Genomic DNA, 20,391 nt, shown 5'->3' on the forward strand with positions numbered 1-20,391 from the left:
CGGATGCGTCCCGTCGACCCATCCTCACCCGGTACGTCGGAGTCGGCGCGGCTATGTCGACATCATGTCGCGGGGAGTCAGCAACGATCCAGTGGCAGGGTGAAGAACTGGCTCAGCGGGTCGAGGGAGTAGCTGCCGAAGGGTTCGCATTCGGTGAAGCCGTGGCGCAGGTAGAGACGGCGGGCCGGGGCGAACAGATCCTGGGTGCCGGTTTCCAGGCTCAGCCGCCGATAGCCGCGTTCTCGGCCGACCGCGATCAGGTGGGCGAGCACGGTGGCGGCGACGCCGCGGCCGGTGTGCCCGTCGGCGGTGCGCATGGACTTGATCTCGGCGTGTTCGGGGTCGAGTTCTTTCAGCGCACCGCACCCGACGAGGTCCTCGCCGGACCACGCGCTCCACACGGTGACTGCCGGATCGCGCAACGCGGTGAGGTCGAGGGCGTGCATGCTTTCGGCGGGGGAGGCGTCCGCCATTTCCGCGTGGTGCGCGGCCAGCAGGGCGCGGACCTCCGTGCCTGAGAGATCATCGGCCACCATGCGGAGCTGGTCGACCGCGGCGGTTCGGTTATCGGTCATAGGTCCAGTTTGCGGGTCGGTGTCGACTCGGGTCGACCGACGGCAGTGTGACTTTGCGAACGTCAGCGGGCATGTCCGACCGCGGAAAAGCAACCCGGGAGCATCGCGGGGGTGCGAGCATGGTCGAGCGGGTGTCGACTCGGAAGTGGTGGGGTGTGGCCGAATTCGTCGAGCAGTATGCGTTCGTGCGGTGGCCGGTGGTTGCCGCGTTCGTGCTGGCGTCGCTGATCGTGGCGACCCGGCTGACCAGGCGGCCACCGCCCGCCTCGCGGGTCGATGCGGCGTCCGAGGGCGCGCACCTGCTCATGTGCCTGGTGATGCTGGCCATGCTGGTGTTTCCCGCGGCCGTCGACCCGCACGCGATGCGCGGGCTGCTCACCGGCCTCACCGTCGCGTTCGCCGTCCTGCTCGTCGAACGGGCCGTGCAGTGGCTTAGCGGACCCGACGGTGTGCTCGCGCTGGGCTATCACACCCTCGCCGCCGCGGCGATGCTCTACGCGATGACCGGGCACGGGGCAGTGCACGGAGAAGGCGTGGCGACCTGGCCCGCCGTCGCGCTGGCGGTGCTGTTCGGCCTCGACGCGCTGCTCGCGCTCGGTACCGTCGGTCACGGACCGGGCTGGCACCGCTTCGTCCACCCGGCCGGCGCACACCCGCTGACCTCGGCGCTGGTGCCCCATGTGGTGATGGATATCGGGACGGCGTTCATGCTGATCGCCGCGATCGGCCGGTGAATACCGATCCACAACCGCTCGCGCTGCGAATTCCATTAGTGCGGGCAGGAATTCGACGATGAGCGGGCAGCGCGGTCCCGGATCGATACCGGGGGTTCGCGGTGCCGCCACGCGCGCACCCGACATCGGCGCCGACGATCGGGAGGAGATGCGCGAGCTCTACCGCGCCACCGGCGCCGCTGCGTTCGGCTTGGCGCTGCGCGTATTGCACCGTCGGGGTGCCGCCGAAGATGTTGTCCGCGAAGGATATCGCCGGGCGAGAGACGCACAGTGGATCGTCGACGAAGACGACCGCGAATCCGATTCCCGCCCGGCGGAATTCACGCCAGACCGCGCGCAGGACCCGGTATCGCGGCCTGGTCCCGACCTCGGGACACCCTGGGGCCGTTCGGCATTCGTCGCGACCGAACAGCGCTCCGATCTGGTGACCCCCACCTACGGTTCGATGGACATCGCCTTCGGCCGCGGTGTCGTCTACACCCACGACGGCACCCGCGTGCCCGCCGACCACGCTGATGCCGACCCGCGTTCCCACGACCCGGGCTCTCTCGATGCCGGCTATCCGGAGTTTCGCCACGGCGGCGCCGACGACCACCCCGGCCCCCACCACCGAGGCCCTGCTGACTCCGGCCTTTCCCGGCCGGACCTGATCGAAACCGCGACTCCCGGCGCTGATCACGGCAGCACGCGGGCGGAACGTCCGGACATCGCCACGCCGGGCTTCGGCCCCCTCGGTGCCGAATGGTCGAGTACGGGTCATCCCGGCACAGAGCTCCCCGGGACGAGCCACACCGCCACCGACATCCCGGCATTCACCCCCGACCAATCCTGGCTACTGGCCCAAATCCACCGCCTCGCCGTTCAGCGCCTCCGCCTGGACCGTCGCGGCGGCGACGACATGCCATGGCTGGCGGCCGCGGCCAGACTCGGCTTCGACGACCCGCTCGACAGCCGCTGCGAAATCTTCGTCCTCGCCTATTACGGCGGCCGCACCTACCGCGCCATCGGTCGCGAACTCGGCCTACGCGTGCCGATGGTCACCAGACTGCTGGCCGAGGGCATCGAACGCCTCGCTGAACAGCGGATCGACCGGTGGACAGCCACGCAGTCCTGGTGCCCGCCAGGCTCGGTCCTGTCCCTGGCCGACGCGTACGCACTCGACGCGGTCGCCGAACTCGAACAGCACCACATCGAGGCGAAGCTCACTGCCACCACCCCGAACAGCCTGTCGCAGTTCGCCTCTCGCGTGCGCGGTGTGCACGAAGTGCTCGCCCGGTTGGCGGCCGACGACCAGCACACCCCGCCCCGCAATCTCGAAACCCGCATCCTCGCAGACCTGGGGGCCGCACCGCCGCGGCGCGGCCACTGGACGGCCAGACCGCCCTGGCTGCGCCGCTTCGGCGGTGGTTCGGAGAGTTAGAGCACCACCACGTGGTCTTCGGCGACCCGCCCGCCGAGGCGGACCCAACCGTCGGAGTCCCATTCGGTGTAGAGCTGCGAGCCCTGCCCCTGGGTGATGATCAGTCCGCGCCGCAACTGCGCGGTGAGCGCGACCGCGGCCGCCCCGGTCGCCTCGTCCTCGGCGATGCCCATCGCGGGCGCGAACATCCGCGAACGCACCGTGCCGCGCGTTTCGTCGACCCAGGCCCAGAAATAGTGCTGGCCTTCGGTGAAGTCGCCAGGCGTGAGCGCGGTGAGTTCATCGACCGAACTCACTTGCTGGAAGTCGAATTTCGGCGCCCACTCGGCACGCGCGGTGATCCAGGTGAGACCGTCGGTCTGGGTGACGGCCACCGGCCCCGCGGGCACGTTCAGTGTGTGTACCGGCGTGCGCTGCACGTCCAGCCACCACGCGGTGCCGACGGTGGGATGCCCGGCGAAGGGCAGTTCGACGGCGGGTGTGTAGATGCGGACATCGGCCACGCCGTCGACGGGATCGGAGACCACTGTGGTCTCGCTGAAACCGAGTCGCGCGGCCAGCTCCTGTTTGTCCAACGCGACGACATCGCCCGCGCGGGCAACCCCCAGCGCATTGCCGAAATTTCCGGCCGGATCGGTGAACACTCGGACGACCTCGACCTGGATATCCGGGGCATCGGGCACATCATGTGCATTCATGATCGCGAGCCTACCGGCCGTCCGGTGGCACGGGGCAACCCTGCAGCGACTCCGGCGACGAAAGCGGCCCCGACCCGGAAGATCCGGATCGGGGCCGCTTTACGGCGAAATATCAGACAGCCGCCGAGGCCAGCGCCTCGGTCGACGCCACCGCCTGGCCGACACCGGCGACGATCGCGGCCGCCCGCAGCGACTCGAAGATCACCTCGCGCGACACACCGGCCTCGCGCAGCGTCTTCTCGTGCGCCTCGAGGCAGTGCGCGCACCCGTTGATCGAGGAGACCGCGAACGACCACAGCTCGAAATCGGCCTTGTCGACGCCAGGGTTGCCGATGATGTTCATCCGCAGACCCGCGCGCAGGTCGTCGTAACGACCGTCCAGGAACGCCTTACCGCGGTAGAACACGTTGTTCATGCCCATGATCGACGCGGCGCCCAGCGCGGCGTCGTACGCCTCGGCCGACAGCACATCGGCGGCCTCTTCGGCGATCTCGCGCAGGGTGGTGGCCGAACGGGTGGCGGCGGCCGAGGCCAGCAGGGTGCCCCACAGTTGCTGCTCGTTGAGCACCGTGGTGCGTGCCAGCGAGGACAGATTGAGCTTGAGGTCCTTGGCGTACTCGGGAAGAGAGTTCTTCAGGTTCTCGATGCTCATGACAGTGGGGCTCCTCTGGGGTGTTTCGGTGGGAAAGGGTGAATCAGACGCTGGCGGAAAGGAGTTCGCCCGCGTCGATGGTCGGGTCGCCCTTCTTCCAGTTGCAGGCGCACAGCTCGTCGGACTGCAGGGCGTCGAGCACGCGCAGCACCTCGTCGACATTGCGGCCGACCGAACCGGCGGTCACCGAGACGAACTGCACCTCGTTGTTCGGGTCGATGATGAAGGTTGCGCGATCGGCGACACCGTCGGCGTTGAGCACGCCGGTGGCGGTGGCCAGTTCACGCTTGAGGTCCGACAGCATCGGGAACGGGAGGGTCTTGAGGTCCTCGTGCTGGGCGCGCCACTGGAAGTGCACGAACTCGTTGTCCACCGAGGCGCCGAGCACCTGGGTGTCGCGGTCGGCGAACTCGTCGTTCAGCTTGCCGAACGCGGCGATCTCGGTCGGGCACACGAAGGTGAAGTCCTTGGGCCAGAAGAACACGATGCGCCACTTGCCCGCGTAGTCGTCGCTGGTGATCTGGGTGAAGTAATCGTCGGGCTGCTGTGCGTCGACCTTGGAGAGATCGCCTCCGATGACGGCCTTGAGGTTGTATGCCGGGAACTGGTCGCCGATGGTCAGCAGAGCCATGCTTCGTCTCCTCATTGGTGGTGTGGTTGGTGTCAGCCTACTGAAAGGTAAAGCCGATTGCTGCCCGTAGACTGATAGGTGTGAGTGATCAGACTTATCAGCCAACCCTGTCGCAGCTGCGTGCGTTCGTGGCCGTCGCCGAATACCGGCATTTCGGCACCGCCGCAGCGCGTTTGACTGTGAGTCAACCCACGTTATCGCAGGCACTGGCATCACTGGAAAACGGACTCGGACTGCAGTTGATCGAGCGCAGCACCCGGCGCGTGCTGGTCACCGCGGCCGGAATGCGGCTGCTTCCGCAAGCCATGGCGACCCTCGAAGCGGCGGACCGATTCGTCGCCTCGGCCACCGGCGACACCCTCGGCGGCACGCTGCGCCTCGGCATCATTCCGACGGTCGCGCCCTATGTGCTGCCCGAGCTGCTGCCCGAATTGAGCCGGAAATTACCCGGGGTGGTGCCGCAGGTGGTCGAGGACCAGACCTCGCGCCTACTCGACGGGTTGCGCACCGGTGTGCTCGATGTGGCATTGCTCGCGCTGCCGACCGAGGCGAGCGGACTGGTCGAAATCCCGCTCTACAGTGAGGAATTCGTCCTCGTCACTCCGCGTGGGCACGAGTTGGCCGGGCGCACCGACCTCGCCGCGCCTGCGCTGGCCGACCTGCCGCTGCTGCTGCTGGACGAAGGCCACTGCCTGCGCGATCAGACCCTCGATCTGTGCCGCTCGGCCGATATTCACCCCGGTTCGGTCGGCGACACCCGCGCCGCCTCGCTGACCACGGTGGTGCAGTGCGTGGCGGGCGGGCTCGGCGTGACACTCATTCCGGAGATGGCGGTGCCGTCGGAGACCGCGCGCGGCACCCTCGACACCGCGCGTTTCGCCGACCCCGCGCCCGGCCGCACGATCGGGCTGGCATTCCGCGCGTCGTCGGCACGTGCCGCCGATTATGAGTTCCTGGCGGCCGTCATCCGCTCCAAACGCCCCTTCTGACGCCGCACCCGAGCTGAGGTGGGTGCCGTCGGTGCCCGCGCGAAGGTGCCGCACGTGCGCGCACGTCGCTGTTCCGTCCGCGCGACCGCGCAGCTCGCCTGTTATTTTGAACGTCGTTCAATTCTGCTGTGAAGGATGTCTGCCGTGCCCGAAGTCGAAAACTCCCCGAAGCGGGCCACCGGATTCGCCGCCAGGGATCTGGCGCAGATCGCGGTGTTCGCGGCGCTGATCGCCGCCCTGGGCCTGCCCGGTGCGATCACCGTCGGCTTCAGCGGTGTCCCCATCACCCTGCAGACCCTCGGGGTGATCCTCACCGGCGCGATCCTCGGCGCCCGCAAGGGCACGGCCGCGGTGGCGGTGTTCATCGCGCTGACCATGATCGGCCTGCCGCTGCTGTCGGGTGGCCGCACCGGACTCACCGCGCTGGCCTCGCCGACGGCGGGCTACCTGATCGGCTGGATTCCGGCGACGCTGGTCATCGGGCTGCTGACCGCCATGATCCTGCCCAAGTATCCGCTGGCATTCGGTCTGCTGATCAATGCCCTCGGTGGCATCGTGGTCATCTACCTGTTCGGCACCGCGGGCCTGCTGGTGCGCACCGATCTCGGGGTGTGGGCGGCGGTGTCGACCAACTTCGCGTTCGTGCCCGGCGACCTGGCCAAGGTCGTGATCGCCACTGTCGTCGCCAAGGGCGTGCACCGCGCGTACCCCGGACTGATCGGCGCCAAGACGTCGTGAGCGAGATCGTCGTCAGCGGGGTCGGTCACCGTTTCGGTGAGCGCACCGTGCTGCGCGAGATCGATCTGCGGATCACCGAACGTCGGGTCGGGTTCATCGGCGCCAACGGGTCGGGCAAATCGACCCTGGCGCGGATGCTCAACGGCCTGCTGAAGCCGTCCACCGGCACGGTCACTGTCGACGGACTCGACTCCGCCCGCAAAGGCGCGCAGGTGCGGCGCAAGGTCGGGTTCGTGTTCACCGACCCCGACACCCAGATCGTGATGCCGACGGTCGCTGAAGACCTCGCCTTCTCTCTGCGCCGCAGCGGTCTCAGCAAGGCCGAGGTCGCCGAACGAGTGCAGCGCATGCTCGACCGCTTCGGCCTTGCGGCCCACACCGACCATCCGGCGCACCTGCTCTCCGGCGGCCAGAAACAGCTACTCGCCATCGGTTCCGCGCTGATCCGTGAACCCGAGGTGATCGTCGCCGACGAACCGACCACGCTGCTCGATCTGCGCAACGCGCGCCGGGTGTCGCAGGCGCTGAACTCCCTCGATCAGCAGGTGATCGTGGTGACCCACCAGCTCGGATTGCTCGACGGTTTCGATCGAGTCGTGGTGCTGGACAACGGTTCCGTCGTCTTCGACGGTCCGCCCGTGCCCGCCATCGACGCATATCGGCAATTGATCGAATGATCGGCCTGTACTGCCCCGGCGACTCGCCGCTGCACCGCATGTCGGCCGGGGTGAAGCTGGCGCTGTTGGTGGTCGCGATCCTCGCGATGACCGTGTTCGTGCGCGGCCCGCTCGGCGTGCTGATCGCCGTGGCCCTGGTCGCGGGCTTGTTCGCGCTCGCCCGTATCTCCTGGCGGGTGGCCTTCGCGCAGATCCGGCCGGTGCTGTGGATGACGGCGATCATCGGAGTGTTCCAGCTGCTCACCACCTCGCCCGCGCGAGCGGTGGTGGTGTGCGGGGTGTTGCTCGTGTCGGTGGCGCTCGCGGCGCTGGTCACGGTGACCACACGGGTCACCGCCATGCTCGACGCACTGACTCGTGCACTCGGCCCACTGCGCCGAGTCGGCGTCAACCCGGAGCGCGTGAGTCTTCTTCTCGCACTGGCCATTCGGTGTGTTCCATTGCTGGCGCAGATCGTCCACGAGGTCGGTGAGGCACGGCGGGCCCGCGGGGTGTCATGGTCGGCGACGGCGTTGGTCACCCCGGTTCTGGTGCGGGCGTTGCGAACCGCCGACGCGATGGGCGAGGCGCTGGCTGCGCGGGGGGTCGACGATGACTGACGTCGGCACGCAGGCTCCGATATCGAGGGTCGGCGTCCGGAGGATCGCTCGATGTCTTGCAATTCCTAGACGACCGGTCGTATAGTTCGTCGCATGGCACGACCACGGCGCAGCGATGACACTCGCGCACTTCTCATCGAGGAGGGCGCGGCCGACCTGCTGGCCAACGGCTATCACGGCACCGGCATCAAGCAGGTGCTCGACAAGGTCGGCGTGCCGAAAGGCTCGTTCTACAACTACTTCGAGAGCAAAGAGACGTTCGCGCAATCCGTGATCGAGCATCACGCCCTGTGCATCCAGCGCAACCTCGCCGACGCTTTCGGCTCCACCGACGACCCCCTGGCGGGCGTGCGCACCTTCTTCGAACGCCAGACCGCCGAGTTCGTGCGCACCGAGTTCACGGGCGGCTGCCTGCTCGCCAATCTCGCCGCCGAACTCGAGGGCAGTGACGTACTGCGCGAAGAACTTTCGATTGCCTGGACCGGTTGGCGCGACGGTGTCGCGGGGGCGTTGCGCTCCGCACAGGCCGCCGGGTCGGTGCGCGACGACATCGACGCGGTCGACCTCGCCGACCTGCTGCTCGAATCGTGGGAGGGCGCTGTGATCCGCATGAAGCTGCAGCGCACCGTCGAGCCGCTGCACAAGTGCTTGAAACGTCTGCTGGACGACTACTTCCGGCCCTGATCCGGGTCGGGTGGAGCGCCCGGTTGTCCGCTGCTCATTCCAAGACGACCGGTCGTATCAAACGAAAGGGAAGACGAATATGTCCACCATCAAGACGGTCATCGTGACCGGATCCTCCAGCGGGATCGGGCGCGATGTCGCCCGTGCCGTCGTGGCACGGGGCGACAATGTCGTGCTCAACGGGCGCGACGAGGCCAAGCTCGCCGCGGTGGCCGCGGAGTTGGGCGCGCCGGAACGCACGGCGACCGTCGTCGGCGATATCGGTTCGCCCGTAACGGGTTCGGCGTTGGTCGCGGCCGCGGTCGAGCGGTTCGGTGGGGTGGATGTGCTCGTCAACAACGCCGGCACATTCGCGGCGACGCCGTTCACCGAGGTCACCGAGGAAGAACTGACGGGCTACCTCGACGGCAACCTGAAGGGCGCCTACTTCACCACCCAGGCGGTGGTTCGTCAGCTGCGTGCGCAGGGTCGCGGCGGCAGCATCGTCAATATCGGCACGGTGCTCGTCACCCACCCGATCGCCGCGATTCCCGCCTCCGCGCCGTTGGCCAGCAAAGGCGCCATCCACGCGCTGACCACCAGTTTGGCAGCTGAACTGGCAGTCGACCGGATCCGCGTCAACGCTGTCGCACCCGGCTTCGTGCGCACACCGCTCCTGCAGGATGCCAATGCCGAGGTGTTCGGTGGGTTCGCCCTGCTCGAGAGGCTGGGCGAGGTCACCGAGACCACCGCGGCCGTGCTGTATCTGGCCGACGCGGAGTTCGTCACCGGCCACATCCTGCCCGTCGACGGCGGGTTCATTTCCGGCCGCGCGGCCTGACACACCGAAAAGTCCTCGTACCCAATGGATTCGGGTCCGCAGCCGCCCGAGCTCCGGTCATCCTGTGAGAGCTGCACCCATCGAAAGGACACGCTCATGCCGTTCGTGAATATCAAGGTCACCGATGAAGGGGTCACCGTCGAGCAGAAGGCACAGCTCATCAAGGGCGTGACCGATCTGCTGTACGACGTCCTCGGTAAGGACCCGAATCTCACCTTTGTGGTGATCGACGAAGTGCCACTGACGGATTGGGGTGTGGGCGGGCTCAACGTCGCCGAGTATCGGGCCAAGCACGCCTCACAGGGCTGAGTCACCGGTGCCGAGCCGTGGGCAGTTCGTCCATGGCTCGGCAGTGGCGGCCGCGCGTCACTTCAGAGTGGACCGTCGAATTCGACCGAGGCGTCGAGGGCGAACCAGCCCATCGACTTCAGTTTGTCGCCCCGTTTGGCGTAGGTGGGGCCCAGCCACAGTCCCGGTTCGATCTCGCGCAGTTCGTCGTAGACCCGGCGCAGGGGACCGGGAGTGCCCACGCGGCGATCGGCGTAGTCCAGACGCACTACCGCCCGGCCGTCGAACTCGGACTCACCCACCGTCGCAACGAAATTCAGTGCACGCATCCCACCGAGCAGACGTAAGACGTTGTGTCCGTAGGCCATCCCGCCGTCCACGTGACGAAATGACTTGCCCATCCAGAAGTATCCGGGGCGTTTCATCAGCGCCCCGAGGACCCGGGTGCCGGGCACCGGGAACGTCCGCATCACCAGATCGCCGGTCAGGTGGGTGAAGTCGACGGTCTCCGGCGCGGCGGTGAACATCTCCGCGAGCGCGGGAATGCCGGCGGCGGACAACGCATCCAGGCGCGGGCGATGGGCGGACGGTCGCCCTACCGGCATTGAACCGGTCCCCGACAGGGGAGGCAGCGGGGTGGGCGAAGGCGAATCTGTTGGGTCGAGCACCCTCGCATAGTGCCAAACATCCGCGACCGACGGGTATCGAAGTCCTGCACCCGGGCGAAACGGCAACGGGCCGGACGCTCGACAGCGTTCCGGCCCGTTACGTGATCACTCAGCCGCGCAAGGCGTACGGCTCGATCGCGCCGCGCTCCAGTGCCCGCGCGTCGATGGTCTCGGCGCGGTAGGGGAGCAGGGCGAGACGGTCGCGCATGCCGCGGACCGGGTCGTCGATCTTCTCGTTCAGGCCGAACAGGAAGGTCCACTCGTGCTCGTCGCTGCCGTAGGGGACAACGGTGTCGAACTGCTCGTGGAAACGTCCCCACGACCGCTTCAGCGTCTCGTTGCGCCACATGGTCGCGCAACCCGCTTGGGCCGACAGCACGCCGCCGGGGGCCAGCAGTGCCTTACATCGGGACAGGAACTCCGACTCGTAGAGGCGGTTGTGCTGGGCGTCCTCGACGCGCTCGTCGGGCAGATCGATGACGATCACGTCGTAGCGGGTGCCCGCCTCCTGCGCCTTGGCCAGGAAGTCCCAGCCGTCGGCGTAGTGCACGTGGATCGGGCCCTCGTGCTTGACGGCGGCGGTGAGCTCTTCGGTGGTGTAGCCGTAGGGCAGGTGCTGCGCGCACAGCTCCACTTCGCGCTGATCGATGTCGACGTGGTCGACCAGGGTCGCCCCGGCCGCCACCGACATCTGCGAGGCCACCCCCTCACCGGAACCGATGATCAGCACCCGATCGAGCTTCTCCGCCAGCACGAACGCCGGGACCATCATGGCCTCGTGGTAGGTGACCTGGGAGAACTCGGTGGACTGACGATCGTCGTCGGAGAATAGGGAGATGCCCTGATCGGTGCGCGCGATCACCATGTGCTGGAACGGGGTGTTGGTGTCGACGATCACCTCGTGCAGATCCCAGATCCGGGTCAGGCCGTCGCCCACCGGTTCGTAGATCTTCTCGGCGCCGTGGCCACGCTGGACCGTCTGCATCCGAACTGTGGTGGGGGACAACTTGTCTCGGAGCAGCTCGACGGCTTTCGTCGCGCCCGCACCGATGCTGCCGCAGGTGAAGACGTCGACGAAGATGTCGCCGGACTCCGGATAAGTGTGAATCGAGGCGTGAGACTCCGACAACAGCGCGAGGACGGTCACCCCCTGCGGATCGAACTTTTTGTGAACGACTTCGCAGATGGTGACGCCCGCCGCGATCAGAGACTCTCGCAACGCCGATTCGAGTCGTTCGAGATCGTCACACAGGGCTGTGTCGACGCCACCGAACTCGGCCAGCACGTGCCAACCGGTGAATTCCGCCGTCATGGGCAAACTCACTCTCGCTCAGCGCCCGAGACATGAACGGTCAAGGGCGGAAAACCATTGAAGGACACCGACGAATAACTCGCGGTATAGGCGCCGGTGTGCAGGATCTGAATCCGGTCACCGGCTCGCAACGTGGTCGGCAGAAGGACCTTCGTGCGTTGATACAGTACATCGTCGCCGTCGCAGGTCGGACCCGCGACCACCGCCTCGTCCACCGGATCGCCGTCGCGATCGGTGACGAAACGGTAGGCGATGTACTCGTTCTCCGTCTCGGCCATACCGTTGTATCGGCCGATGTCGAGATACACCCAGCGCCGACCGTCCGGCGCGAAACGAACGCCGACTACTTCGGCGTGAATGGTGCCCGCGTTGCCCACCAGCGCACGGCCGGGTTCCACGATCAGGCCGGTGGCCGCGGGCAGGAACTCGGCGGCAGCGCTCGAGATGGCGGCCGCGATCGCGTCGAGTTCGGGGGCGGCGTCGACGTAGGAGATCGGCAGGCCGCCGCCCACGTTCACCGCGACGACCGGAATGTCCTTGTCCGCCAAGGCTTTCACGATCGCACCGGCCTGCTCGATGCCGATCCGCCAAGCGGCCGGGTCGAGCTGCTGGGAGCCGACGTGGAAGTAGGGTCCGCCGACCGTGAGGCCGAGATCGCGGGCACGGACCAGCAAGCGAAGGGCCTCGGTGGGCGCGCAGCCGAACTTGGTGCCGAAGGGGGTGCGTGATTCGGGGGCGCTCGACAGGAACCGGCATTCGACCTCGGCGCCCGGGGCATGCTCGGCGATGCGGTCGAGGTCGTCTTCGGTGTCGAAGGCGTAGCGGCGCACACCGAGAGCGAAGGCGCGCGCGATGTGGGCGCTCTTCTTGATCGGGTTGCCGTAGCAGAGCCGCTCGGGGGCCACACCGAGGTCGAGGCATTGCTCGATCTCGCCGATGCTGGCGACGTCGAATTCGGCGCCCTCGTCGTCGAGGAGGGTGATCAGTTCCGCCACCGGTGCCGCCTTGACCGCGTACCTGATCCTGGTGCCTGCGGCGACAGCGGCGTCGAGGGTTCGGTAGTTGGCACGTACCCGCTCGGGGTCGATGACAAGGTACGGCGAATCGGGCACGGTGAACTTTCTCCTCGGGGGCCGGGAGAGACTATCAGCGGCGCCTACCCAACAACGAATCCGTCAAACATCCGTCATATTTGCCATAGGCAACAGGTATAACTCAGCCCGCCGTGACTGTGACCTCGTCGAACACGACCTCGCCCGCGGCGTCGGACTCCTCGAGATCCACGATCGCCGTGAGTGCCCAGCCGTGGTCGCCCGCCGGGTCGTCGATCACCTGGCGCACGTGCCAGAAACCGGGTCGCTGTTCGATCTGGAACAGCTGGGGGCCGCGCGCGTCGGGGCCGGTGCCGATGGTGGCGTACTCGTCGAAGTAGGGGGCGAAGTCCTCGGCCCAGTCGGGGCCGGTGCCGAGTTGGTCGAGTTCGTACCAGCGGCGCCGCGAGGCCAGCTCCACGCGGCGGAACATGGCGTTGCGCACCATGATCCGGAAGGCGCGTTCGTTGGCGGTGATGGGGCGCACCGTTTCGGCGCCGAAGGCGATCTGCTCGGTGTCGTTCTCGGCGCCGGGGTTGGTGAGCTGTTCCCATTCATCGAGGAGGCTCGAGTCGACCTGGCGGATGAGTTCGCCGAGCCATTCGGTGATGTCGTCGAGGTCCTCGGTGCGGGCGGCGTCGGGGACGGTGCGGCGCAGGGCGCGGTAGGCGTCGGCGAGATAGCGCAGGACCACGCCTTCGGAACGGGTGAGTTCGTAGTGCGAGATCAGTTCGGCGAAGGTCATCGCGCGTTCGATCATGTCGCGCACCACCGACTTCGGTGACGGCGCGAATTCCGACACCCAGGGGTGGCCTGCCCGGTAGGTCTCGAACATCGGATCGATCAGCTCGGCGAGGGGTTTGGGCCAGGTGACTTCCTCGAGAAGCTCCATGCGCTCCTCGTATTCGATGCCGTCGGCCTTCATCTCGTTGACGGCGACACCACGGGCCTTGTGCTGCTGGGCCATCAGCAACTGGCGCGGGTCCTCGAGGGTGGCCTCGATCAGCGAGACGACATCGAGTGTGTAGGTGGGGCTTTCGCGGTCGAGGAGGTCGAAGGCGGCCAGCGCGAACGGCGACAGGGGCTGATCGAGCGCGAAATCGCGTTGCAGGTCGACGGTGAGCCGCGCCATCCGGCCCTTGGCGTCGGGTTCGGAAAGTTGTTGCACCACACCGGCATCGCGCAGCGAACGGTAGAGCCGTAGGGCTCGCAGGATGTGCTTTCGCTGCGCGGGGCGCGGCTCGTGATTGTCCTCGAGGAGGTGTCGCATGGCGTAGAAACAGTTGCCGGGGCGGGCGATCACGTTGAGCAACATCGAGTTCGTCACCGCGAAGCGCGACACCATCGGCTCGGGCGGGGCGCTGATCAGACGGTCGAAGGTCTCCTCGCTCCACGACACGAAACCCTCTGGTGGCTTGCGGCGCACCACTTTTCGCTGCTTCTTCGGGTCGTCGCCCGCCTTGGCGATGAGGCGGGTGTTCTCGACTTCGTGCTCGGGCGCCTGGACTACCACGGTGCCCATGGTGTCGTAGCCCGCGCGGCCCGCGCGACCGGCGATCTGATGGAACTCACGGGCTTTGAGCCTGCGGGTGCGCACACCGTCGTATTTGGTGAGGCCGGTCAGCAGGACCGTGCGGATCGGGACGTTGATGCCGACGCCGAGGGTGTCGGTGCCGCACACCACCTTCAACAGCCCGTCCTGGGCGAGTTTCTCCACCAGGCGGCGGTATTTGGGCAGCATGCCCGCATGGTGCACGCCGATGCCGTGGCGGATCAGGCGTGAGAGGGTCTTGCCGAAGCCGGTCGCGAACCGGAAATCGCCGATGGCGGCGGCGATCGCCTCCTTCTCGGCCTTCGAGGCGAAGTTCACACTGGTCAGCGCTTGGGCCCGTTCGAGAGCGGAGGCCTGGGTGAAGTGCACGACGTAGACCGGCGCCTGGTGGGTGGTCACCAGCTCTTCGAGGGTTTCGGTGATGGGGGTGCGCACGTACGAGAATGTCAGCGGGACAGGACGTTCGGTGCCCGCGACCACTGTGGTGGAGCGGCCGGTGCGTGCCTCGAGATCGCCTGCGAAGAAGTCCACTTCACCCAAAGTCGCCGACATCAGCAGGAATTGGGCACGGGGGAGTTCGATGAGCGGCACCTGCCACGCCCAGCCACGATCGGGGTCGGCGTAGAAGTGGAACTCGTCCATCACGATCTGGCCGACCTCGGCGTCGGCGCCCTCGCGCAAGGCCAGGTTCGCCAGGATCTCCGCGGTGGCGCAGATGATCGGGGCGTCGGCGTTGACCGCCGCGTCACCGGTGACCATGCCGACGTTCTCCGCGCCGAACACATCGCACAGCGCGAAGAACTTCTCGCTGACCAGGGCCTTGATCGGCGCGGTGTAGTAGCTGCGCTGACCGTTGGCCATGGCGAACAGGTGCGCGCCGACCGCGACGAGGGACTTCCCGGAGCCGGTCGGGGTCGCCAGAATGACATTGGACCCCGACGCCAACTCCATCAACGCCTCGTCCTGCGCTGGGTACAGCGTTGTGCCCCGCTCGGCGGCCCACAGCGCGAACGACTCGTAGAGTGCGTCGGCGTCGGTTCCGGGAATTTCCAGCAGGTCGGTCAGATCCACTCGGCCAACCCTAGTGGGTCAGGCGGGTCGGTCCTTACCGTCGCCGGAGGTGTCGTCGTAACCGCCCTGCTCGGCCAGGAAGCGCTCGAACTCCGCGCCGAGCTCCTCGCCGCTGGGCAGCTCACCATCGGCGGCCAGCAGGCTGGACTGGCGTTCCTGCGCGGTGACGAAGCTGTCGTACTGGCGTTCCAGTGCCGTGACGACCGTCTCCACCTCCTCGTTGCCTGCGATGTGCTCGGCGACCTGTTCACGCACCCGCGCGGCCGCCTCACCCAGCGCCGACAGCGGCAGATCGAGGTCGGCGTTCTCGGCGAGATTCTCCAGCAGGGTCTGCGCGGCCTCGGGGTAATCGGTCTGAGCCAGGTAATGCGGCACATGGACCGAGAAACCGACCGACTCGTGACCGTGCTGGGCCATCCGGTACTCGAGCAGCGACGACGCGCTACCGGGCACCTGGAGCTCGCCCGGCCAGCGCTGATGCTCGCCGATCAGCGAACTGTCCGAGGAATGCGCGGTGACACCGAGCGGACGGGTGTGCGGGATCGCCATCGGAATCGCCGAAAGGCCGATCGTGCGGCGCACGCCCAGCTGTTCGGCCAGCAGCCGCACCGCGGTGGTGAACTTCTCCCAGCGCAGATCCGGTTCCAGGCCCGAGAGCAGCAGGAACGGGGTGCCCGCGGTGTCGCGCAGCGCCCACAGGTTCAGTTCCGGCTCGGCGTAATCGGCGAAATGATCGGTTTTGAACGTCATCAGCGGGCGGCGCGAACGGTAGTCGAGCAGCTCGTCGACATCGAACGACGCCACCAGCTCCGATTCGAGGCTCTCGCGCAGATGGGTGGTCGCCAGGCGCACGGCGTGGCCGGCGTCGGTGAAACCTTCCAGGCCGTGCACCAGCACGGGGCCCGCACCGTCGTCCGAGGACAACTGCGGTGCCGGGAACTCCAGTTCGTACATATGCGACTGGTCATCCATCGCGTTTCTCCTTCCTGCGCGGTCCACCATCGCTCGCGGGGTGGGGAAGCGGATCTCCATTGTCCCCCACGCGAGCAGTGCCATCGCACACGGCCGGGGACGGCTCGTCCTGGTAGGCAACAGCGTGGGCGTTGGATGCATTCCCGTCGGGTGTTGCAGGGCCGCGGTCTGACAGTTGTATTGGGCGTTGGATGCATTCCCGTCGGGTGTTGCAGGGCCGCGGTCTGACAGTCGTATTGGGCGCTGGATGCATTCCCACAGGGCGTTGCGCTGGCAGTCGTATTGCGCGATGGATGCATTCCCGCACGGCGTGGCAAGGCCGGGCAGTCGGCGGTGGTGGGGCACAGTGGACGGTGTGAATGTGGCGCGTGCGACACCGATCCGCGCGGGTGATCCGGGCCTGCGCCGCTGGTGGCTGGGGTTGGTGGCCGTGACGTGTGCCATGACGGGGTGCGCGGAGAGCGTCAGTGGGACGCCGGTCGCCGAGAGTGCGGTGTCGGTACGGCACATCGACGGTCCGCTGGCCGAGCTGCTGCCGTCACCCGCGCAGTTTCCCGCGCGATATCCGGCCGTGGTGCTGCCCGCGCAGGTGGCGACGGCAGCCGCGGGCGACCTCGACGGGGTCGGCATGGGCGACACCGTGAGCCCCACACACTGCGCCCCACCCGAAGTCGAACCGGGCGGCGAATCCGCGGCGGTCGCGGTCGGCACCGACGATGCCAGCCGCGCGACCCTCACCGTCGAACTGGCACGCAGCCCCGAACTGGTGTCGCGACTGCGCGATCAGCTCCGCGGTTGCGGGCAGATCCAGGTCTCGCGGGCGGGTGCGGGATCGACTGTCACGACCGTGCTCGACCAGGCCGTCCCTCCCGGTACCGACGATGCGATAGCGTTGCGGCGCACCGTGGTTCCCGATGTCGGCGGTGCCGGACTGACCCAGACCATGCAGACCTCGATCGGGCAGATCGGCGACGTCCGCATCACGGTCACCTCGATGACTTTCGGTGCGGGACAACCCGATACGGCCGCCGTGGACGAAATGTTCGCGACCGCTGTGGCCGCCGTGCGCGGTAGCTGAAGCGCCTATCACGAGGCTCTGACAGATTCACCCGTCGCGCAGCGCCGGAACCGGGGTTGTCCACAGCTTCGGCGTTGTGCACAGGGCAGATGAAAGCCCAGGTCGCCGAACTGGTGACCCGATAGGCAACGGGCACGGTGGACCCATGACGCCATCGACGAACTCCACCCGCCGCGCCAAGCGCACCGGACCGTTTCCTCGCGCACTCGGCTGCGCTGAATCCACCCCCGGCTATCCCGGCAAACGCCGGCGCCCCCCGCTGCGCGTCGACGATCCCGGTGCACTGATCGCCGCCCTGCCCGCCCTGCTCGGCTTCGTTCCCGAACGATCCCTCGTCATCGCCGTGCTGCACGACATCGCGGGCGGGGCCGCCGACGCGATCGAGGCGGTGGTGCGATTCGACCTGGACGTGGCCACCGACACCCGACTGTTCGACCAGTTCATCGCCTGCCTCACCTCGATCTGCCTGCGTGAGGAGTCGACCGGGGTACTCGCCGTGCTCGTCGAGGACCGCGCCGAGTTCGACGGCGAGGAAGTCCTGCGCGCGGTGGACCTGATCGAGGTACTGGCCGATGAGGGCATCGAGATACGCGGCGCCTGGTCGGTGCCCGCGATCGCGGCGGGCGAGCGCTACTGCAGCGTGTTCGACACGTTCACGACCGGCCTGGTCGCCGACCCGTCGTCCTCGATCGTCACGGTGTCACATGTGCTGGAAGGCAAGCAGATTCGCGGTTCTCGCCGGGAGATGACCGCGGTGATGATCCCCGACGACCTGCTCAGTGCCCGGGTGCGCGCCCAGCTCGAGGCGGCGGATGCCAGGTACCGCACCGGGCTCACCGCGGCGACCCGGGCTGGGAACGCAGCCGCCTACCAGCGCCAGGCGCTGGAATGGGTGCTGTGGCAGATCGCCGACACCGCCTCCGGCGCACCGCGCGCCGAACGCGAACTCGCCCGGCTGGCCGCGACCCTGCGCGACCGACCGATCCGCGACGCCATGTATGGGCTGGCGCTGGGCGATCACGCCGAAGCCGCCGAACTGCTGTGGGGGCAGCTGGCCAGGGCGACACCGGGCAGCGACCGCGCCGAGGCGGCGGCCCTGCTCGGTTTCAGCGCCTACCTGCGCGGTGACGGACCGTTCGCCGGCGTCGCGATCGCCGCCGCCGTCGAAGCCGACGCCGAGCACGCGATGGCGGTGCTCCTCGAGACCTCGCTGCAGACCGGGTTGCGGCCCGAACGGCTGCGCAGACTCGCGCACTGCGGTCATCAGATCGCGGCCGACCTCGGTGTCGACATCGGCCCGATCGCCGGGTGCGACAGGTGATTCAGCGGCCGCGGTCGACGATTCAGCGCGCGCTGTGGGCCTTCGTGCCGAGCGAACGCAGGAATTCCCAAGCGTCGGAGACGATCTCGTCGAGATCGTTGTGCTCGGGCCGCCAGCCCAGTTCGGCCACCGCGCGGTCACTGGAAGCGACGAGGACGGCCGGATCGCCCGCGCGACGCGGTGCGTCGATCGTCTCGATCGGCAGGCCGGTGACCCGCTCGCACGCCGAGATCACTTCGCGCACCGAGAAACCGGTGCCAGAGCCGAGGTTGCAGATCCGGTGCGTGCCCGGCTGCGACGACGACAGCGCGAGCAGATGCGCTTGCGCCAGATCGCGGATGTGGATGTAGTCGCGCACACACGTACCGTCCGGCGTCGGCCAGTCGGTGCCGTACACCGAAATGGCCTTGCGGTGGCCCAGCGCCACCTGCAACACGAGGGGGATCAAATGTGTTTCCACGACCCGGTTCTCGCCGAGCCCGGCATAGGCGCCCGCCACATTGAAGTAGCGCAGGCTGGTCGCGGCCAGATCGTAGGCTGCCGCATAGGAGGTGATGGCGTGATCGATCGCCAGCTTGCTCGCACCGTAGGGGTTGGTGGGGCGAGTGGGCGCGGCCTCGGTGATCGGAACCTGCTCCGGTTCGCCGTATACCGCTGCGGTGGAGGAGAACACCAGACGCGGGGTCGCGGTCTCACGGATCGCCTCGAGCAGGGTCAGCGTCTTCACGACATTGCCCTGCCAGTACTTGTCCGGCTGCTCCACCGACTCGCCGACCAGCGATTGCGCCGCGAAATGCAGGACACCGTCGAAGGATTCGGCACGCAGCAGATCGGGGGCCGCCACCGCGATATCGCCCTCGACGAACCGGGCACCGGCGGGGACACCGTCGGCGTTACCGGTCGAGAGGTCGTCGACGACGACGACCTCGTGGCCTTCTTCGAGCAGCACGGCGGCACAGCCGCCACCCACATAGCCGGCACCGCCGGTGACAAGGTATTTCACGAATCAGACCAGCCTCACCTGGACGGCATGCGCCATCTCTTCGGACAGTTCGAAACCGTTGTGCCCCGGCACCGTGATCAGCACCGCACCCGGCTTGGTCTCCACGGTCACGCGGGCATCGGGCACCACGCCCGCTTCGCGCAGCCGCCCGATGACCTCGGGGTCGGTCTGGATGTGCTCGGCGAGCCTGCGCACGACCACCGCGTGCAGGGCACCGTGCGGCAGATCGGAGAGCCGGATCAGCTTCTCCTCGGCGGCGGGAGCGTCGGTGAGGCCGAGTTCGTCCAGGCCGGGAATGGGGTTGCCGTAGGGCGAGGTGGTCGGGTGGTTGAGCACCTCGATCAGGCGCCGCTCCACCTCCTCGCTCATCACGTGCTCCCAGCGACACGCCTCGGCGTGCACGTTCTCCCAGTCCAAACCGATGATGTCGACCAGCAACCGCTCGGCGAGCCGGTGCTTGCGCATCACCGACACCGCCATGGACCGGCCCTTGTCGGTGAGCTCGAGATGGCGGTCGCCGGCGACGAGCAACAGGCCGTCGCGCTCCATCCGCGCGACCGTCTGGCTCACCGTCGGACCACTCTGCTCGAGGCGTTCGGCGATGCGTGCCCGCAACGGCACCACGCCCTCTTCCTCGAGGTCGTAGATGGTACGGAGATACATCTCCGTGGTGTCGACCAGATCCTTCACCTGATACCCCTTCGTCAACACGAATTCTACCCACGCGCGAACGCCGGTCCGCCCGTCGGACCAGCGGCCCTATTTCTACTGCATGTCAACGCCACACGGGGCCTGCTGCTTCCGGCTAGCGTGGCGAG

At 67.6% G+C, this 20,391-nt stretch carries 22 protein-coding genes; 11 read left to right on the top strand and 11 right to left on the bottom strand.

Features of this window, described 5'->3' with window-relative positions:
• Positions 1 to 77 precede the first annotated feature (77 nt).
• Positions 78 to 575 carry a GNAT family N-acetyltransferase gene (locus tag ACFWUP_RS07970; protein WP_379231955.1) on the bottom strand — a complete coding sequence of 166 codons (498 nt, stop codon included), beginning with the start codon at positions 573 to 575 and terminating at the stop codon, positions 78 to 80.
• A 131-nt stretch (positions 576 to 706) separates the two neighbouring features.
• Between ACFWUP_RS07970 and ACFWUP_RS07975 the strand changes: the two genes are divergently transcribed.
• Both ACFWUP_RS07975 and ACFWUP_RS07980 read left to right on the top strand, forming a co-directional pair.
• A complete protein-coding gene (locus ACFWUP_RS07975; protein ID WP_379231957.1) occupies positions 707 to 1,309 on the top strand; it encodes a DUF5134 domain-containing protein in 603 nt (200 codons plus the stop codon).
• A 58-nt stretch (positions 1,310 to 1,367) separates the two neighbouring features.
• Entirely contained in the window at positions 1,368 to 2,729 is a 1,362-nt protein-coding gene (locus tag ACFWUP_RS07980; protein ID WP_379231959.1) for a hypothetical protein, read from the top strand.
• On the opposite strand, the gene ACFWUP_RS07985 is transcribed toward ACFWUP_RS07980, so the two are convergent.
• From ACFWUP_RS07985 to ACFWUP_RS07995, 3 genes are all read right to left on the bottom strand, one after another.
• Positions 2,726 to 3,427, bottom strand: a complete 702-nt coding sequence (locus tag ACFWUP_RS07985; protein ID WP_379231961.1) for a PhzF family phenazine biosynthesis protein — start codon at positions 3,425 to 3,427, stop codon at positions 2,726 to 2,728. The two genes, ACFWUP_RS07980 and ACFWUP_RS07985, sit on opposite strands and share 4 nt — an antisense overlap.
• A 112-nt stretch (positions 3,428 to 3,539) precedes the next feature.
• On the bottom strand, positions 3,540 to 4,079 hold the full coding sequence (locus tag ACFWUP_RS07990) for a carboxymuconolactone decarboxylase family protein (RefSeq protein WP_378905620.1): 540 nt from the start codon (positions 4,077 to 4,079) through the stop codon (positions 3,540 to 3,542).
• A gap of 43 nt (positions 4,080 to 4,122) precedes the next feature.
• Positions 4,123 to 4,710 (bottom strand): peroxiredoxin, encoded by a 588-nt coding sequence (locus ACFWUP_RS07995; protein ID WP_379231963.1) that lies wholly within the window; start codon positions 4,708 to 4,710, stop codon positions 4,123 to 4,125.
• Positions 4,711 to 4,790: 80 nt separating this feature from the next.
• Here ACFWUP_RS07995 and ACFWUP_RS08000 point away from each other — a divergent pair, with 80 nt between their 5' ends.
• From ACFWUP_RS08000 to ACFWUP_RS08030, 7 genes are all read left to right on the top strand, one after another.
• A complete protein-coding gene (locus ACFWUP_RS08000) occupies positions 4,791 to 5,699 on the top strand; it encodes a LysR substrate-binding domain-containing protein (protein ID WP_379231965.1) in 909 nt (302 codons plus the stop codon).
• A gap of 135 nt (positions 5,700 to 5,834) precedes the next feature.
• Positions 5,835 to 6,437 carry a biotin transporter BioY gene (locus ACFWUP_RS08005; protein WP_379231966.1) on the top strand — a complete coding sequence of 201 codons (603 nt, stop codon included), beginning with the start codon at positions 5,835 to 5,837 and terminating at the stop codon, positions 6,435 to 6,437.
• The gene (locus ACFWUP_RS08010) at positions 6,434 to 7,114 is read left to right on the top strand and encodes an energy-coupling factor ABC transporter ATP-binding protein (RefSeq protein WP_379231968.1); all 681 of its coding nucleotides are present in this window, start codon (positions 6,434 to 6,436) and stop codon (positions 7,112 to 7,114) included. The genes ACFWUP_RS08005 and ACFWUP_RS08010 overlap by 4 nt, the downstream gene beginning before the upstream one ends.
• Entirely contained in the window at positions 7,111 to 7,713 is a 603-nt protein-coding gene (locus ACFWUP_RS08015) for an energy-coupling factor transporter transmembrane component T family protein (protein WP_379231969.1), read from the top strand. The genes ACFWUP_RS08010 and ACFWUP_RS08015 overlap by 4 nt, the downstream gene beginning before the upstream one ends.
• 93 nt (positions 7,714 to 7,806) lie before the next feature.
• Positions 7,807 to 8,397 carry a TetR family transcriptional regulator C-terminal domain-containing protein gene (locus ACFWUP_RS08020; protein WP_379231971.1) on the top strand — a complete coding sequence of 197 codons (591 nt, stop codon included), beginning with the start codon at positions 7,807 to 7,809 and terminating at the stop codon, positions 8,395 to 8,397.
• A 79-nt stretch (positions 8,398 to 8,476) separates the two neighbouring features.
• Positions 8,477 to 9,217 (top strand): SDR family NAD(P)-dependent oxidoreductase, encoded by a 741-nt coding sequence (locus tag ACFWUP_RS08025; RefSeq protein ID WP_379231973.1) that lies wholly within the window; start codon positions 8,477 to 8,479, stop codon positions 9,215 to 9,217.
• A gap of 96 nt (positions 9,218 to 9,313) precedes the next feature.
• A complete protein-coding gene (locus ACFWUP_RS08030) occupies positions 9,314 to 9,526 on the top strand; it encodes a 4-oxalocrotonate tautomerase family protein (protein ID WP_379231975.1) in 213 nt (70 codons plus the stop codon).
• A 62-nt stretch (positions 9,527 to 9,588) separates the two neighbouring features.
• Here the strand turns inward: ACFWUP_RS08030 and ACFWUP_RS08035 are convergent, their stop codons facing one another.
• The 5 genes from ACFWUP_RS08035 to ACFWUP_RS08055 all read right to left on the bottom strand — a co-directional run bounded on the left by ACFWUP_RS08035 (position 9,589) and on the right by ACFWUP_RS08055 (position 16,171).
• On the bottom strand, positions 9,589 to 10,110 hold the full coding sequence (locus tag ACFWUP_RS08035) for a hypothetical protein (protein WP_379231977.1): 522 nt from the start codon (positions 10,108 to 10,110) through the stop codon (positions 9,589 to 9,591).
• Positions 10,111 to 10,282: 172 nt separating this feature from the next.
• Complete coding sequence (gene speD / locus ACFWUP_RS08040; RefSeq protein ID WP_379231979.1) at positions 10,283 to 11,485, bottom strand: adenosylmethionine decarboxylase; 1,203 nt, start codon at positions 11,483 to 11,485, stop codon at positions 10,283 to 10,285.
• A gap of 8 nt (positions 11,486 to 11,493) precedes the next feature.
• Positions 11,494 to 12,597, bottom strand: a complete 1,104-nt coding sequence (locus ACFWUP_RS08045) for a type III PLP-dependent enzyme (protein ID WP_379231980.1) — start codon at positions 12,595 to 12,597, stop codon at positions 11,494 to 11,496.
• 103 nt (positions 12,598 to 12,700) lie between these two features.
• Positions 12,701 to 15,199, bottom strand: a complete 2,499-nt coding sequence (locus tag ACFWUP_RS08050) for a DEAD/DEAH box helicase (protein ID WP_379231982.1) — start codon at positions 15,197 to 15,199, stop codon at positions 12,701 to 12,703.
• An 18-nt stretch (positions 15,200 to 15,217) separates the two neighbouring features.
• Positions 15,218 to 16,171 (bottom strand): proteasome assembly chaperone family protein, encoded by a 954-nt coding sequence (locus ACFWUP_RS08055; protein ID WP_379231984.1) that lies wholly within the window; start codon positions 16,169 to 16,171, stop codon positions 15,218 to 15,220.
• A 355-nt stretch (positions 16,172 to 16,526) separates the two neighbouring features.
• Between ACFWUP_RS08055 and ACFWUP_RS08060 the strand changes: the two genes are divergently transcribed.
• Both ACFWUP_RS08060 and ACFWUP_RS08065 read left to right on the top strand, forming a co-directional pair.
• Positions 16,527 to 17,249: a sensor domain-containing protein gene (locus ACFWUP_RS08060; protein WP_379231986.1), complete on the top strand. Its 723-nt coding sequence runs from the start codon at positions 16,527 to 16,529 to the stop codon at positions 17,247 to 17,249.
• Between the two features lie 145 nt (positions 17,250 to 17,394).
• Entirely contained in the window at positions 17,395 to 18,570 is a 1,176-nt protein-coding gene (locus tag ACFWUP_RS08065; RefSeq protein ID WP_379231988.1) for a DUF4192 domain-containing protein, read from the top strand.
• Positions 18,571 to 18,592: 22 nt separating this feature from the next.
• Here ACFWUP_RS08065 and galE read toward each other — a convergent pair whose 3' ends face one another.
• Positions 18,593 to 19,573: a UDP-glucose 4-epimerase GalE gene (gene galE / locus ACFWUP_RS08070; protein WP_379231990.1), complete on the bottom strand. Its 981-nt coding sequence runs from the start codon at positions 19,571 to 19,573 to the stop codon at positions 18,593 to 18,595.
• A 3-nt stretch (positions 19,574 to 19,576) separates the two neighbouring features.
• Complete coding sequence (locus ACFWUP_RS08075) at positions 19,577 to 20,263, bottom strand: iron dependent repressor, metal binding and dimerization domain protein (protein ID WP_379231992.1); 687 nt, start codon at positions 20,261 to 20,263, stop codon at positions 19,577 to 19,579.
• Positions 20,264 to 20,391: the final 128 nt, after the last annotated feature.

This window comes from Nocardia sp. NPDC058658 (assembly GCF_042716665.1).
Lineage (GTDB): Bacteria > Actinomycetota > Actinomycetes > Mycobacteriales > Mycobacteriaceae > Nocardia.

Bases quoted from the DNA above. Each gene is read 5' to 3' on its own strand.
- ACFWUP_RS08055 (WP_379231984.1), bottom strand. From the start codon at position 16,171: ATGGATGACCAGTCGCATATGTACGAACTGGAGTTCCCGGCACCGCAG.
- ACFWUP_RS08005 (WP_379231966.1), top strand. From the start codon at position 5,835: ATGTCTGCCGTGCCCGAAGTCGAAAACTCCCCGAAGCGGGCCACCGGA.
- ACFWUP_RS08035 (WP_379231977.1), bottom strand. From the start codon at position 10,110: ATGCCGGTAGGGCGACCGTCCGCCCATCGCCCGCGCCTGGATGCGTTG.
- ACFWUP_RS07990 (WP_378905620.1), bottom strand. From the start codon at position 4,079: ATGAGCATCGAGAACCTGAAGAACTCTCTTCCCGAGTACGCCAAGGAC.
- ACFWUP_RS07970 (WP_379231955.1), bottom strand. From the start codon at position 575: ATGACCGATAACCGAACCGCCGCGGTCGACCAGCTCCGCATGGTGGCC.
- ACFWUP_RS07985 (WP_379231961.1), bottom strand. From the start codon at position 3,427: ATGAATGCACATGATGTGCCCGATGCCCCGGATATCCAGGTCGAGGTC.
- ACFWUP_RS08065 (WP_379231988.1), top strand. From the start codon at position 17,395: ATGACGCCATCGACGAACTCCACCCGCCGCGCCAAGCGCACCGGACCG.
- ACFWUP_RS08030 (WP_379231975.1), top strand. From the start codon at position 9,314: ATGCCGTTCGTGAATATCAAGGTCACCGATGAAGGGGTCACCGTCGAG.
- ACFWUP_RS08020 (WP_379231971.1), top strand. From the start codon at position 7,807: ATGGCACGACCACGGCGCAGCGATGACACTCGCGCACTTCTCATCGAG.
- ACFWUP_RS07995 (WP_379231963.1), bottom strand. From the start codon at position 4,710: ATGGCTCTGCTGACCATCGGCGACCAGTTCCCGGCATACAACCTCAAG.
- speD (WP_379231979.1), bottom strand. From the start codon at position 11,485: ATGACGGCGGAATTCACCGGTTGGCACGTGCTGGCCGAGTTCGGTGGC.
- ACFWUP_RS07980 (WP_379231959.1), top strand. From the start codon at position 1,368: ATGAGCGGGCAGCGCGGTCCCGGATCGATACCGGGGGTTCGCGGTGCC.
- ACFWUP_RS08025 (WP_379231973.1), top strand. From the start codon at position 8,477: ATGTCCACCATCAAGACGGTCATCGTGACCGGATCCTCCAGCGGGATC.
- ACFWUP_RS08015 (WP_379231969.1), top strand. From the start codon at position 7,111: ATGATCGGCCTGTACTGCCCCGGCGACTCGCCGCTGCACCGCATGTCG.